Origin of the sequence: Leptospira abararensis (assembly GCF_016918735.1) — a bacterium.
Classification (GTDB): Bacteria; Spirochaetota; Leptospiria; order Leptospirales; family Leptospiraceae; genus Leptospira_A; species Leptospira_A abararensis.
In genome coordinates, this window is sequence record NZ_JAFFPR010000027.1 from 76,727 (window position 1) to 91,121 (window position 14,395).

A 14,395-nucleotide genomic window follows, 5' to 3' on the forward strand; every position below is an offset into this window, starting at 1 on the left:
GAATTAGATTATGGCACGTTACAGAGGTCCAGTTGTTAAATTGATGAGAAGAGAGGGGTTAAACCTCTTTCTCAAAAATAGTCATACATTACATAAAGAAAAATCTTCCCTTGAAAAGAGAAAGTACCCGCCAGGTCTTCCTCCAAAGAAAAAAGGAAAGATCACTGAATACGGAGCTCAGCTTCGTGAAAAACAAAAAGTAAAACGCGCTTACGGAGTTTTAGAAAAACAATTCCGTAGATACTTCGAAGAAGCAACTCACACTCCAGGGATCCCTGGTGAGAACCTACTCCAGTTCCTCGAAAGAAGATTGGATAACGTTCTTTATCGTATGGGTTATGCTGTCACAAGAAGACAAGCACGTAACTTTGTTGCTCACAGACATGTTTTAGTGAATGGCCACCGAGTAGACATCTGTTCTTACCGAGTGAACATAGGTGATAAAATCGAGATTCGTGAGAAGTTCCAAAAATCTACCTTTATTGAAGAAAACATCAAACTAGCTCAAGCAATCAATCGTACTGCTTCTTGGGTGAGTGTAGATTATTCCAAGTTCTCTGGAGAAGTGTTATCACTTCCAACAAGAGATCATATTGATATCCCTGTGAAAGAACAGGTAATCGTAGAGTTGTACTCGAAGTAAGAATTTAGAGAAGAAGGATACGACATTGTCTCCAAAGAATTTATTAAAAGGTTTTAAAAGACCCAAAAAAATCGAATTCACCACTGATGTGAATACACCAAACTATGGTAAGTTTGTTGCAGAACCTTTCGAAAGAGGAATTGGTACAACGATCGGTAACTCCCTTCGTCGTACGCTTATGTCTTCAATCGAAGGTGCGGCAATTTCCGCAATTCGAATTGAAGGAGTCTCTCACGAGTTCTCTTACATCGAAGGTGTAGCAGAAGACGTTACTCGTATCATTCTTAACTTAAAACAAGTTCGAATCAAATACGAGCCTGAAGACAAAGAAGCAAGCAAAGTAATCCACTTAGAATTAAAAGGTGCAGGTTACTTTCGTGCGGCTGACCTAGCAGTTGATTCTTCGATTGAAATCATGAACCCAGACCTTCATATTGCCACTCTCAATGAGGATGCCAATTTGATTATGGATTTGGAGATCCAAAGAGGACGTGGATACGTTCCTGCTGAGGATAAAAAGAAAGATATTGAAGTTTTGGGAACTATCCCAATCGATTCTATTTTTTCACCAATCCAAAAAGTATTGTTTGAAGTATCAGAAACTCGTGTTGCACAACGTTCTGATTACGAAAAACTGACTATGGAAGTTTGGACTGACGGTTCTGTGTCTCCAGAGGATGCAGTAGCACAAGCAGCAAAAATATTAAAAGACCACCTAACTGTTTTCATCAACTTTGAAGAAGAAATTGAAGAAGAAGAAGAGGAATTGGATGAAGCTGACGAAAAACTAAAAGCAGCTTTATCTAAACATGTAGAAGAATTAGAACTTTCGGTTCGTTCTACAAACGTTCTTCGCAGTTTGGAAATAGACTTCATTGGTGAACTCGTTAAGAGATCAGAAGACGAAATGACTAAATCAAAACATTTCAGCGAACAAAGTTTACAAGAGTTGAAAGCAAAACTTTCCTCTATGGGACTTTCGTTCGGTATGAGAGATTTTTAAGATGAACAAACGTAATAAAGTTAAACAACTCAATAGATCCGCAGATCATAGAAAAGCTATGATTCAAAATATGGTAATCTCTCTTCTTCGTCACGAAAGGATCGAGTCCTCGGTTGCGAAATTGAAGGTGGCTCGTTCCTATGCAGAACGAATCATCACTAGAGCAAAACGCAATTTGGATGCTAACCTAGCAAACCTTGATGAACAAAAGAAAAATGCTGCGATTTTGCACAATACAAGGTATCTTTATAGCCATCTTGGTGACCAAGAAATCGTAACAAAACTTTTGAAAGATCTCGCTAATCGTTACGCAGAAAGAGTCGGTGGATACACAAGAATCATTCGTTTGGTAAACCGTCCTTCTGATAACACAGCGATGGGAATTTTGGAACTGGTAGATCGCAAAACTCAAGATGAGTTAAAAGCGGAATCCAAAGCAAAACGCGAAGAAAAGAAACCTGTGAAGAAAGAAGAAAAACCCAAAAAAGCAAAGAAGGAAAAAGTCGCTACGAAATAGGACTGATTCTAAACCAAACTGATTTGGGAACAAAAGCCTACTCAACAATGAGTGGGCTTTTTTTTTATTGCATTCGTTCGGATTTTAAATTAAATTCTACATTCCAAACGCATGACTCCTGCCCTTTCCACATCTGATTCTATATGGCATACTGCTTTTAGTTCAAGTCCTATTGGGATGGCTTTAACTGATATGGAGACGGGCCTATATGTCGATGCAAACGAAGTCTATTGTACCTGGCTTGGTCGGACACGGGAAGAGGTGATTGGCAAATCCACGCTTGATTTAGGGATTTACTCTAATGTAAAGGATCGGGATTCCATCTTAGCCAATTTAAGAAAGGATGGTTATGTATTGAATTTAGAAGTTCCCCTCATTACCAAACAGGGTGCTACGGTTACCATTTTGTTCAGTGGACGAATCGTGGAGAATGGGAAGTATCTTCTTTCCGCAGGGCAAAACATCACTGCCCTGAAAGAGAAAGAATACCTGGCTGCTGTTTTGCAGAACGAACTCGTCATCAGTAAAGAATTATTTGAAAGTGTTTTCCGTTTGAATCCGGCAGCTGTCAGTCTTTCCAATGCACAGACGGCAGTTTATGACGATGTCAATGAAGCTTACTGCCGTCTCATTGGTTATTCAAGAGAAGAAATTATCGGACGCGCCTCTCATGATTTAAACATTTGGATTACCAAATTTGATCGAGAACGGCTGATGACGGAACTTCTCAAAAAAGGTTGGAGCACCGGGATGGAAGCCAGTATTCGGACTAAGTCTGGCGAGATCCGCCATGTAGTTTCTGGAAATACCATTTTGCAGACTAAAGGCCGACCTACACTACTCGCCATTCTGATTGATGTTACCGAATCCAAACAAAGTAAAGAGGCGCTTGAATTTGCTGTAAAAGAAAGAACAAAAGAACTCAATCGAATTTTAGAAGACTTACAAAAGACTCAGGACCAATTGATTCTTTCTGAAAAGATGGCCACCTTGGGTCAGTTAGTTGCTGGTGTCGCTCATGAAATCAATAATCCATTGGCAGCCATTGCTGCATTTAGTGAACAAATCTACAATCGAATGGGAAATTTCGGAAGTCGTTTATTCCAAATCAAGGAATGTTTTTCAAAATATTCGGATAAGGAAATTAACGAAATTATCTCTTGGATCATTGAGTTGTTTACGATCAAACCGAAATCACTCAATTTTGCTGAGTCAAGAAAGGCCAAAAAAGATTTAGAAGGTATTTTCCTTAGTCTGGATATCGGCTCGGCATACGACTTAGCTGATCGGATTGTGGACCTTGGAGTATCTGAGTTCATTTTAGAAAATGAAAAGTTCTTACCTTACTTCAAATCCTCACATTTATTAGAGTTAGTTCTCTCGGAATTAAATACCTTACGTAGCATTGAGTCCATTCGTTTGGCGGTGGAACGTACTTCCAAAATTGTCTATAGTTTAAAGAGCTATGGACGTTTTGACCGTAACGAAGCAAAATCACAAATCAATTTGGTCGATACCATTGAAACGGTTCTTACACTTTACCAAAGTAAAATGAAAACGGGAGTGGAGTGCATTAGGCTATACAATGCAACTCCCATCATTGCTGGTTATCCAGATGAACTGATACAAATTTGGACTAATCTCATTTACAATGCCTTACAAGCAATGGCTTTTAAAGGATCTTTAACCATACAAGTGGATGAGTTTGAGAAGGAGGTGGTGGTTCGTGTGAAGGATACAGGGCCGGGAATTCCTGTGGCCATTCAAAAAAGGATATTTGAACCATTTTATACTACCAAAGAAAAAGGGGAAGGGACCGGACTTGGTCTTGGGATTGTAAAACAATCGGTCGAAGAAAGACATCATGGCCGGATTCAATTCCAATCAGAACCCGGCAACACAGAGTTTCAAGTGACCTTACCTAAAATCTAGCAAGCTGCATCTGCAGTTTTTCCGCAATCAAATCAAAGTCCTCGTTTTGGATCACAGTTCGGTAAGCTGCAGTTACAATGGGATGGCGTTTCTCATCTAGTTGGATTAGGTTTGGTAAAACTTTTAATCCATAAAAACCATTGGTGATTTTTTCCGGTCTTGTGCCATAAGCCAAATCATACCCATACTTTCTATCCCTTGTATCTGATCCGAAACATGCCAACATAAAGTCTGTCATACCAGAAAGACCATTGAAGGTAGTGGGATCCCCACCTAACAAAACCCCTATAGATACCATTTCATTGAAAAAACGATTACTCAAATGAAAAAGTGTATTGTCCACGTTCCCACCTAATTCTCGTTTGAAATAACCTTCCACAAGCCCCATCGCAAGAGCATAAACCGTTTTTAAGGCTCCACCGAGTTGGACACCTTTTGTGTCCCTCGAATTGATAGCGGTTCTTGTGAAAACATAGTTATTAGTGAGAAGTTCTTTTAGTTTTGGAATGAGAGAGTCTTCGAAAGCAGAGATTTCAAATCCAGAAATTTTGCGTTCCATAATTTGGTCGGGATAACACGCACCAGAAACCACAGCAAGCCGGTCCCTTTCAATCAGTAACAATTCATTAAGGTCTTCTAAAATCAGTCCTTTTTTGGAACCGGTAAAACCTTTGATCACGTTGACCATAGGGGATTTGTTTTTCTGAAGGTAAGTTCTTATTTTTGAGTAGATACTATCGAATTCCCAGGGATTGGTTCCTTGGATGAAGAGAGTGGCCGATTCCAAAACCTCTGGTTTATCCGAAAATTCGATATTAGGTGGCAATTTGTAAATGGGGTAATGGACCACATCACGCCTTTCTTCGTTACTCTGTTTTACCATTTCGGAATCGGGGCTGTAGATTGTAACTTTTACGTTTTTATTTGCCATCACACAAGCAAAGGCCACGGACATATTAGAGGATCCTATGATAACCACATGTTCATCCGGTTTTTTCGGAACCGAAATAAGTTGGTTTGTTTCTCTCACGTCTCCTTTGTAGAGGTTACGATAGGTTCCATGTTTGTGTTTGTTTAAATTGCTACCCACAAGTAGAGCAAGGTTATCGATAATGAACTGCTTTTTGTCTCCAGTACCTGGAAAAGAAATTTGTTCAATGTGAGAAGGAAAGGTGAGCATTTCCTTTTTTGTGAGTTCCCCCACAAGGACGGGTTTTCCGATCACAAGTTTCCCAACCGCTTGGTTAAAAAGTAATCCTTCTATGGGGAGAATTTTTTCAGTTCCTTCCAGGGAAATGGGGAGAATGACTTTGTTGGCAACATAATGGTACACTGTGTCCACAAAAGGCATAAGTCTTCCATCTCGTGAGCGGGTACCTTCCGGGAAAATCGAAATGACCTTTCCATCGGATTGTAATTTCTGCGAGTTCCGGAAGGCTCGCATATTGATTTTTGTCATTACGTCGGAAAGAGATGGATTGTCCGCCATATCCTTTTTGGAACATACAAGAAGGGTCCCAAACATATAGAGTCCGAGTCGTGTAAAATCTGGTTCGAATGCCAAACGTCCAGCAATAAAGACTAGGGATTCCGCAATCTTCCTTCCTTCAGGACCTGCATTGTAGAGAAGAGTGAAGATGGCTGGTGCATCTAGATGGCTTAAGTGGTTGGAGATGAGGGTCACCGGATATTTCCCGATCACTCCATCGAGGAGTCTTAAGTTCTCAACCCCTTCCACTTTGAATTTTTTCATGATGGGATCGAGGAACTTCAGCATAAAGTCACGAGGCTCTGGGCGGATGTCTGTATAAACGCCGATTTCTTCTAAACGTTCCGGTTCTTGGAAGATCTCCATGACCTTAGGTTTCGGTGTGCTTTGTGAAAGAACTAAAAACTCTTCTAAAATGGACTTTGCTTCGGATTCGGTAAGACCCGATTTTACAAATAGGTGGATGTTCTCAAAAAATTCTTTATGCCAGCGACCCAAAGTGGCTTCTTTTTCTGTCATGTATGCCTCTAAACCGACATTAAATTACTGAAAACTTTCGATTTGTCTATTCGATTTTTACAATTGATTGCGTAAATCCAGGATTTCTCTAAACTGACTTCTTGGGTGATCGAGATCCCGGTATGAATCAAAAAAACAAATCAATTTCCTCGGAACAAAAATGGATTCCGGATGGATTTCATTTTTTAGGCCCCGAAGAAAGCAAAAACCGGCGGATTTTACTACAAACATTTTCGGAACTCTTTGAGAAAGAAGGGTATTCTGAAATCAATCTTCCTTCCTTTGATTATTCTAATTCGTTTCGCTCTCACTTGGATCATGGAGTGGAGAGTTTACTTGTTACCAAAGATTGGGATGGGAATGAACTCTCTCCAGGAGTTGACTTAACACTCCAAGTGGTGAAGGGAATGGCTGCTCGTTCCCATTGGGAAGAGAACCAAAATGTATTTTACTTTGCTCGTAAGATTCGTGACCACAAAAAACGCAATGCGTCCAGAAGAGAGATCTTACAAATCGGAGTGGAGTCCTTAGGTAAAAGTGATTCGAAACATATCATTTCACAAATTCAAATCTTAAAGAAACTTTGGACGAGTTCTGTTCCATCGGTTCCGTTTACTATCGTATTTGGGCACTCTTCTTTTTTCAGATCCGTACTAGAAATTTTAGGTTGGAACGAGGAACAAACAAAAGTTCTACGCCAACTTTTATACACAAAAAATGTTCCCGAACTTGTATCCCTGGCTGCTAGAGAAAACACAACGGATGCACATATGCAGATGATCCAACTGTTACTTCGTCCAATCCCCGTGGGTGAGATCTCAAAATTCAAAGAATCACTGCAAAAGATTTTAGATTCCAAAGAATGGGAGAAGCTGAAAGTTGATTTAGAAGCGATCATTTCTTTTTTTGGAGAATGGACAAAGTCAATGGAAGGGACTTCGAGCATTTGGGATCCTTCCCTTGTTCGAGATCTTTCTTATTATACGGGTTTTATGTTTCAAGGATACGTGGACCGAGATCCTGAGCCGGTTTTTGCCGGTGGTGTTTATAACGAATTGTATGAAAGTTTTACCGGAATTAAAAAGGATGCCTGCGGTTTTGCCCTGCATCTCGATTCCATTGAAGAAATTGTAAATAAGGTTAAATGAGGAAATTATGCCTGCAAATTTAGTTGTCGGAGCACAATGGGGTGATGAGGGAAAGGCAAAGGTAATTGATTACCTTTCCAAAGATACAGATATCATTGTTCGGTACCAAGGTGGTGCAAACGCCGGTCATACCGTGGTGGTAGGTGGAAAGAAATACGTTTTTCATCTTGTACCTTCTGGAATCATCTATGACAATACCGTTTGTGTCATTGGGAACGGGGTGGTTCTCGATCCTGAATATTTTCTAAAAGAATGTGCTGATTTGGAATCTCACGGATTTCGCGTGAAAGAAAAATTGCTTATCAGCGATTCTTGCCATATCCTTTTGCCTTACCATCGTTTGATTGATGAAGCAAGAGAAGCAGGATCTTCTCCAGAGAGAAAGATCGGAACCACAAAAAAGGGAATCGGAATGTGTTACGCAGATAAAATGCTACGTAATGGAGTTCGTGCAGGAGACCTTTTAGATAAAGAAAATCTAAAAAGAAAACTCACACATATCTTGGAAGTGAAAAACCAAGAACTAGTGAAGTATTATGATTTAGAACCAGTCAATATCAATGAAATGTATGATTTCCTTTTGGATTTTGCTGACAAAATCGGCAAAAACATAGTAAACACAGTATACTACTTAAATTCTGAGTTAGAAAAAGGCAAACGAGTTTTATTAGAAGGGGCACAAGGAACGGGTCTTGATATTGATTTTGGAACCTATCCTTATGTAACTAGTTCCAATCCTACAACGGGAGGAGCACTTGCAGGTTCTGGAGTGAGTTTTCGGTATTTAAAAGATGTGATTGGAATTACCAAAGCTTATGCGACTCGAGTAGGAGAAGGTCCATTCCCATCAGAGATTTTTGGGGAACCTGGTGACGTCTTGCGAAAGTTAGGTGGCGAGTACGGGTCCACTACAGGAAGACCTAGAAGATGTGGTTGGTTTGATGTACAAATGATCAAACATGCGGTGACTGTGAATGGAATCAATTCTCTAGTGCTTACCAAAATTGATGTTTTAAGTCATTATGATTCCATACCTGTGGTTGTTGGTTATGAATACAAAGGTAAGAAGTTAGATTTTTTCCCATCCCAAGGTTTAGAAGACGTCAAACCGTTGTTTGCTGAATTCAAAGGTTGGAAGGATGATATTGCTGGAATTAATTCCTTTGCTAAGTTACCTCCACTTTGCCAATCTTACATCAAGTCACTTCAGGAGTTGGTACATACAAAGATTAGTATCGTTTCGACCGGACCGGATCGTGAGCACACGATCATTATGGACTAAAAAAAACGAGGTGCTTTGAATCTTTTTTTTAAGTAGTTGTTGACCGAGAAAGGTCCTTCGATATTCTTGGCTACAGAACGAGTCGTTAGCTCAGCTGGTAGAGCAATTCCCTTTTAAGGAATGGGTCCGGGGTTCGAATCCCCGACGACTCACATAAGAGTTCTTAAAACTCTAATTACAATGTTCTAAAATGGTGCCATCGTCTAATGGTTAGGACACAAGGTTTTCATCCTTGCAATCGGGGTTCAATTCCCCGTGGCACTACCAAACAAACCTCCCTCAAGTAACAGTTTTCACAAACGTCTTTCTGATACTCTGCTTTGCATTTTTCTATGATTCCCACTCTCGTTAAATAAAAGTCGTATAACAAGGGATCGTCGGGTTTGATTTTCAAGAAAAAATCTTTAATCAGGTAAGCATCACTTGCTCCAAAACTTTTGCGAGTGGTGATTCCTAAAATTCGAATTAACTTTTGGATATGTACATCTAAAGGGAAGGGAATTTGATTGGGTCTGATCTTTTGGTAAATTCCAAAATCAGGATAAGAGGTCCTCACCATCCATCGTAAAAATAAGGAAAGGCGTTTTTTTGGGGACTTTGCTGTAGATTTTCCAATTAAGAATTGGAGCCCGTAAGTGAGTGGTTTTTTTCCCAAGGTGGTCTGGAGTTCTTTTTCCCAATACTTTTGGAAACCTTGGAGAGAGGTTTCTTCTTGAAATTGTTTTTTGTTATCTAAAAACTTAGATTCCCAAAGGGGAGATTTCTTTTTTGATTCCGAAACCACCCTTGCCAAAGTTTGAAAGAATACTTGGTTGTCCTTTTTCGTTTGAAACCGATACACTTTTAATCCTTGGAGAAGGGATTGGAATTCGGAGCCAGAGTCCCGTAAGGTTTGGTAGGGTGAGGGGCCTAGAAGAACAAATAGAGGTTTTAAAAAACCCTGGATGCTTTTGACATTTCCATAAGCATAAAGACAGGAAATCAAAGAGGCCACTTCAATATCCAAAGGATCTTTGTATTGTTTCGGAAAACAGATAGGATCTGAATCTAGATAGGTAAGATTTTGGTATTTGTTTTTAAGAGCTTCTAACTTAGAATGAAGAAGTTCAAAATCAATCGGCATTCTTCATCGCAACGTAAGTTCTAGAAGTTAGTTTTCTTCCAATCCTTTCTTCCATAAACTGGCTTGCTTTGATGAGAGAATCCAATTGGATTCCAGTCTCATGGCCTTCCTTATGGAGAAAATAGACCAAGTCTTCTGTGGCTACGTTTCCTGCAGCCCCTTTGGCATAAGGACAACCTCCGAGTCCTCCCGCCGAACTATCAAAACTCCGAAGTCCCATACTCAGTGATTGTTTTATATTGGCGATAGCCATACCATAGGTATCATGAAAGTGACCAGCAAGATGAGTCGTCGAAATTTTTTTTAAGAGGACCTCTAAAAGAGATTCTACTTCTGTGGGAACAGCAACTCCGATGGTTTCGCCTAAAGAAATTTCATAGGCACCAGCCTCTAATAGGCGTTCTGCGATCGCTAAGGTTTGTTCTGGTTTGATTTTTCCTTCATAAGGGCAGGCAATGACTGTAGAGATATACCCTCGCACTTTGATTCCATCCGCCTTCGCTGCAGTAAAGATGGGTTTAAAAAAATCCAAACTCTCCTGAATTGTCATATTGATATTTTTTTTGGTAAATGTCTCTGAAGTGGCGGTGAAGACAGCAACTTCAGAAAAACCGGACTCTTTGGCTCCTTCATATCCTTTGGCATTGGGAGTCAGACAAGAAAATTGAACTTGGTTTTGGAACTTAGGAAGGACAAGGCCAGCAAGTTCTATGACATCACCCATTTGAGGAATTCGATCTTTGCGTACAAAGGAAGTGAGTTCGATATTTTTGATTCCACTTTCTACTAGACGAGATACGAATTCGAATTTATCCTGAGTCGAGAGAATGGTTTTTTCGTTTTGTAGTCCATCTCTTGGTCCCACTTCTGTGATTTTAATTTGTTCCAATATCCAAATCTCCTTCTCTTTCACCTTCCTCTTAGAAATAAGAAACGCAATGATTTTATGGAGTGAGTTTTATGTTTACTCTTAAAAATATTTCCGTTCGTGTGGCTGATCGTTCCTTATTACGAAATATAAACTTAACCGCAAAACCAAAAGAAATCACGGGCCTTGTGGGAAAGTCAGGTTCTGGAAAATCAACTTTGTTTCGATTGGCACTGGGGCTACTTTTGAAAGAGGATGGCTATGAGTGGGACGGCTCTATCTCATGGAATGGCGATGCCCTTTCGTCTGGACAAAATCCAAAACTCCAACCGGTATTCCAAGACCCTCACGGCAGTTTTTCTCCCTTCGGCACAATGCGAGAATTATTACTCGAACCGGCCCGTATCAAAAAACAATTTTTCTTAACGAGTGAAATTAAAGCGAAAGAATGGGATCGAATTGAATCCTACTGTGAAAGGTTTGAGCTCACTAAAACATTATTAGATAAAACAAAGCAAGAGTTAAGTGGTGGGCAATTGCAAAGATTTGCCATCCTTCGAGCCTTATTGACTAGTCCTGAATACTTGCTTTTGGATGAGCCTGTCACTGCTCTGGATGTGCTTGTCCAAAAAAAAATTGCTGAAGAATTAAAAGAAATCAATACAAAGGAAAATTTGGGAATGTTTCTTGTCTCCCATGATTTAGGATTTTTATCTTATATGTGCGATACTATTTTTGTTTTGGATGGAGGAGAAATGGTAGAGTTTGGTCCTACCAAAGAAATTCTCTCAAATCCAAAATCGCAATTTCTGCAGAGTTTACTTCAGGCAAGAAATCATTCGTTTGCCGGTACCGCTTCCTCTTCTGAATCATCCAATTGAGTGCGTTTGGCCTCTGCAAATTTTTTGGCAATGTCACGCCTTCTTGCGATCACCTTGGAAGATACGGTAGCAAAAAAAGGATCATTGGTAAAACTTAACATCTTCGTGTATTCTTCTTCTGCCGTTTCATAGTCGGTGACTTTCGATGCCGTTTCTGCAAAATAATAATGAAATTTTTTATCGTAGGGTTTTGGTTTTCCTTCTGCTGTAGTGAGAGTGGTGCGGTTAAAAATTTTATAAGCAATATGGAAATTTCCTTTTTCCATTTCTAATCGAGCAAATCCTAATTTTACATTGGGGCTTTCTTCTTCAATGGTGAGCGCCTTTTTTAAATAGAGAAGGGCCCGGTTTTTAAGTCCGGTTGCCAAGTAGTGATCGGAAAGCCGGATCAGGGCTTCTGTGTCATAGGGATTTTTTTCCACAGCCAATTTATAATTCATTATGGCATAATAGGTCTGACGTGTGATTTCAGAAAGAATAGCGATATGCAGGTAGGTTTTGAAATACTCAGGCATTTCCGCTTTGGCATATTCAAATTCTACCAATGCTTTTTCATATTTCATCTCTAGAGAATACAGTCGTCCTAAATTGTATCGGAAGGGGAAAAATTGCGGATCAAAACGAACACCTGCCTCCAATCGTTTGATCACTTCTAGGCGTGCATTTGTTTTCCCATTGAATAAAAGTTCCATCGTATCATTGTTCCACTTTCCGGAATTGGTGATGGTCTCGGTCCCATAAGTAAAACTTCCATTGGATTTCGGTGGTTCGCCTTGGTAGAGTTTCCCACGTGCGAGAATGAAGTCATCTTTGTGGTAGATAAAGGATCCATTCGGAAAATCGGAGGTATCAAACTCCTGATCCTTACCCCAAAGAATCTCAGGGTATTCCTGGTTCCCTATGAGTTTTTGTCCCCAAATCAATGTAGGGAAAAAAAACAGAAGTGCGAGACTGAAGCTACGGAAGAACATGGTGTAGAATGAATCAAACCCTTTTGGAAACAAAAGCGCTTACTATTACTGTCGGCGAAAAGGTCTTACTGAGAGAGGTCAATCTCTCTTTTTTTAAGACCGGGATTGTGGCAGTTCTTGGCGAAAACGGAGCAGGGAAGTCCACCCTCTTAAAAGAAATCTACCACCACTCGCTTTCCTCTCCGAAATGGGACTGGAAAGAGGGCAAAAAGAAAATCACATATCTTGGACATGAACTCGGGTTTTATTCCTCACTCAGTTTAGAAGAAAATTTAGATTATTTTTCCAAGTTAGATGGGGTTACACTCGATCATTCGAAACGAAGCCGGCTTTTGGAGGCCTTTCGTTTGCAAAAAAGAATTTGGGATCCCATCCATACCTTTTCTCGTGGAATGAAACAGAAAGTGGCAATTCTAAGAGCCTTACTTTCTTCAGCAGAAGTGGTTTTGTTTGATGAACCTTATACTGGTTTGGATGCGGATTCTTCAAAAGTTTTGAGCGGTCTCTTAAATGAAGAATCAAAATCAAGACTCATTCTGATAGTTCTCCATTCCGTTCCCAAAGAACTAGAATGCAGCTCCCAATTACAAATTGAGAAGGGAGGAGTGTTTGTTACTCACCTTACTTAAAAAAGAATTTTATCTGATAGGCCGGTCGCTTGGGGGAGTGGTTTCTCTTTTTACCTTAAGTGTATCTGTTGTTTTTATTTTTTATACCTCGATTGAAGTGAATGAAATGTTGTCCGAACGTAGCATTCGCGGGATCAAATGGGCCATTATTTTTTTACTCAACTTTGTGATTGTGAGCCAAAGTCTTTGGGAAGAAAGAGAATCGATGGGTTGGGAAGCAAGCCTCTCCTTTGTGAGTCCCATCTCTTTGTATCTGGCTAAGTCCCTTGCCATTTGGTTTTGCACCATTTTAGTCAACGGAGCCCTTGTTCTTGTGCTTTCCGTTTTTTTTCAAAATATGAGTATCGACCGGTATTGGGGGGAGTGGCTTTTTGCGAACTTGGGGAGTGGGTGTTTGGTGTTTCTGGGAGTATCACTTGGTCTCATTGCCTTTGAAAGTCGTTTGAAAGAAATCATCATTCCTCTTTTGCAGCTTCCCTTCTCTATCCCGCTTTTTCTTTTTGGATTGGAAGCTGAACATAGGTATTGGTTGGAACCAGGGTTTTACCTACCCTCAGTGGGCCTTCTTTTGTTTTTTATGTTATTTTACGCAACTCTTGGTTCGGTGATGATTGAGATTCTACGGAATGAGCACTGAGACCTTGTTTTCTCCTAGAATTTCTTTCCATCCCTGAAAATCTGGAAAAAAATGGAACGTAAGATTCGGATATTTCACCCAGCTTTCGACATTGGTTTTTTTCTCGTTGTATGTACGTCACTGGTTTTTGCCGTCTTTACTTCTTTAGTGTATCCGAATGTCATTTTGGAACAAGGCTTAAGTCACCGAATTTTTTACCTTCATGTACCAGTCGCCTGGGTTGCGTTATATGGCCCCATTCTTTCCTTTCTTTTTTCTTTGATTTTTCTTTTTACTCGAAATATGCTTTGGGATAGGCTTGCTTTTACTGCAAACCAACTTTCCTTTTTATTTGCGGTTGGGGTTTTGTTCTCCGGTCCCATTTGGGCCTATAGTGCTTGGGGAGTTCCTTGGGATAAAACAGATGCTAGGTTGCAGTCTTTTTTTATACTTTGTATTTCCTTGGTAAGTTATTTTATTTTTCGTTATTTAGTTCCTGCAAAAACCAAAAAAGCCATCCTTTCTGCTTATCTTTCTGTTCTTTGTGCAGTCAGTGCTATCTTAACTTGGGGGGCCATTCGTTGGATCGAAAATCCAGGAAACCATCCAAGTAGCGTTCTTGGAAAAGGGGGGATGGATTCGGATATGAAACAAAGTATGTGGCTTGGTGTAATTGCCTTTCACTTCTTATTTCTTTTCCTTTTTCTTGTTTCCAACCGAAGTGAAAAAATCCATGATATCAGATCCAAACTGAAATCGGAACTGGAATAAACC

At 40.0% G+C, this 14,395-nt stretch carries 13 protein-coding genes, 2 tRNA genes and 1 pseudogene; 12 read left to right on the plus strand and 4 right to left on the minus strand.

The annotated features are described in order from the left end of the window. Positions 1-10: 10 nt before the first annotated feature. From rpsD to JWG40_RS08625, 4 genes are all read left to right on the plus strand, one after another. Positions 11-643: a 30S ribosomal protein S4 gene (gene rpsD / locus JWG40_RS08610; RefSeq protein ID WP_205285402.1), complete on the plus strand. Its 633-nt coding sequence runs from the start codon at positions 11-13 to the stop codon at positions 641-643. 25 nt (positions 644-668) lie between these two features. Then, positions 669-1,646, plus strand: a complete 978-nt coding sequence (locus JWG40_RS08615; protein ID WP_002974165.1) for a DNA-directed RNA polymerase subunit alpha — start codon at positions 669-671, stop codon at positions 1,644-1,646. A gap of 1 nt (position 1,647) precedes the next feature. Then, positions 1,648-2,163, plus strand: coding sequence for a 50S ribosomal protein L17 (gene rplQ, locus JWG40_RS08620; protein WP_205285403.1), 516 nt, complete (start codon positions 1,648-1,650; stop codon positions 2,161-2,163). A gap of 111 nt (positions 2,164-2,274) precedes the next feature. Continuing rightward, complete coding sequence (locus JWG40_RS08625; RefSeq protein ID WP_205285404.1) at positions 2,275-4,095, plus strand: PAS domain-containing sensor histidine kinase; 1,821 nt, start codon at positions 2,275-2,277, stop codon at positions 4,093-4,095. Here JWG40_RS08625 and JWG40_RS08630 read toward each other — a convergent pair. Next, complete coding sequence (locus JWG40_RS08630) at positions 4,085-6,103, minus strand: 1-acyl-sn-glycerol-3-phosphate acyltransferase (RefSeq protein WP_205285405.1); 2,019 nt, start codon at positions 6,101-6,103, stop codon at positions 4,085-4,087. The two genes, JWG40_RS08625 and JWG40_RS08630, sit on opposite strands and share 11 nt — an antisense overlap. Positions 6,104-6,225: 122 nt before the next feature. Between JWG40_RS08630 and JWG40_RS08635 the strand changes: the two genes are divergently transcribed. From JWG40_RS08635 to JWG40_RS08650, 4 genes are all read left to right on the plus strand, one after another. After that, the gene (locus JWG40_RS08635; RefSeq protein WP_205285406.1) at positions 6,226-7,251 is read left to right on the plus strand and encodes an ATP phosphoribosyltransferase regulatory subunit; all 1,026 of its coding nucleotides are present in this window, start codon (positions 6,226-6,228) and stop codon (positions 7,249-7,251) included. A 7-nt stretch (positions 7,252-7,258) separates the two neighbouring features. Further along, on the plus strand, positions 7,259-8,533 hold the full coding sequence (locus JWG40_RS08640; RefSeq protein ID WP_205285407.1) for an adenylosuccinate synthase: 1,275 nt from the start codon (positions 7,259-7,261) through the stop codon (positions 8,531-8,533). A 79-nt stretch (positions 8,534-8,612) separates the two neighbouring features. Further along, positions 8,613-8,685, plus strand: a tRNA-Lys gene (locus tag JWG40_RS08645). A gap of 40 nt (positions 8,686-8,725) precedes the next feature. Continuing rightward, positions 8,726-8,800: transfer RNA gene (locus JWG40_RS08650), tRNA-Glu, on the plus strand. On the opposite strand, the gene JWG40_RS08655 is transcribed toward JWG40_RS08650, so the two are convergent. After that, positions 8,760-9,656, minus strand: coding sequence for a TIGR02757 family protein (locus JWG40_RS08655; RefSeq protein WP_205285628.1), 897 nt, complete (start codon positions 9,654-9,656; stop codon positions 8,760-8,762). The two genes, JWG40_RS08650 and JWG40_RS08655, sit on opposite strands and share 41 nt — an antisense overlap. Further along, positions 9,646-10,545 carry a hydroxymethylglutaryl-CoA lyase gene (locus JWG40_RS08660; protein ID WP_205285408.1) on the minus strand — a complete coding sequence of 300 codons (900 nt, stop codon included), beginning with the start codon at positions 10,543-10,545 and terminating at the stop codon, positions 9,646-9,648. Before JWG40_RS08660 ends, JWG40_RS08655 begins: the two co-directional genes overlap by 11 nt. 71 nt (positions 10,546-10,616) lie before the next feature. Here JWG40_RS08660 and JWG40_RS08665 point away from each other — a divergent pair, with 71 nt between their 5' ends. Then, positions 10,617-11,405, plus strand: coding sequence for an ABC transporter ATP-binding protein (locus tag JWG40_RS08665; protein ID WP_205285409.1), 789 nt, complete (start codon positions 10,617-10,619; stop codon positions 11,403-11,405). Here the strand turns inward: JWG40_RS08665 and JWG40_RS08670 are convergent. Continuing rightward, entirely contained in the window at positions 11,360-12,376 is a 1,017-nt protein-coding gene (locus JWG40_RS08670; RefSeq protein WP_205285410.1) for a tetratricopeptide repeat protein, read from the minus strand. The two genes, JWG40_RS08665 and JWG40_RS08670, sit on opposite strands and share 46 nt — an antisense overlap. A 23-nt stretch (positions 12,377-12,399) precedes the next feature. Between JWG40_RS08670 and JWG40_RS08675 the strand changes: the two are divergent. The 3 genes and pseudogenes from JWG40_RS08675 to ccsA form a co-directional block, all read left to right on the plus strand. Further along, positions 12,400-13,005 (plus strand): annotated as a pseudogene (locus JWG40_RS08675) (ABC transporter ATP-binding protein); the annotation flags it as partial. Further along, on the plus strand, positions 12,986-13,642 hold the full coding sequence (locus JWG40_RS08680) for a heme exporter protein CcmB (protein WP_205285412.1): 657 nt from the start codon (positions 12,986-12,988) through the stop codon (positions 13,640-13,642). The pseudogene JWG40_RS08675 and the gene JWG40_RS08680, both read left to right, overlap by 20 nt. A gap of 51 nt (positions 13,643-13,693) precedes the next feature. After that, positions 13,694-14,392, plus strand: coding sequence for a cytochrome c biogenesis protein CcsA (gene ccsA, locus JWG40_RS08685; protein WP_205285413.1), 699 nt, complete (start codon positions 13,694-13,696; stop codon positions 14,390-14,392). Positions 14,393-14,395 lie beyond the last annotated feature (3 nt).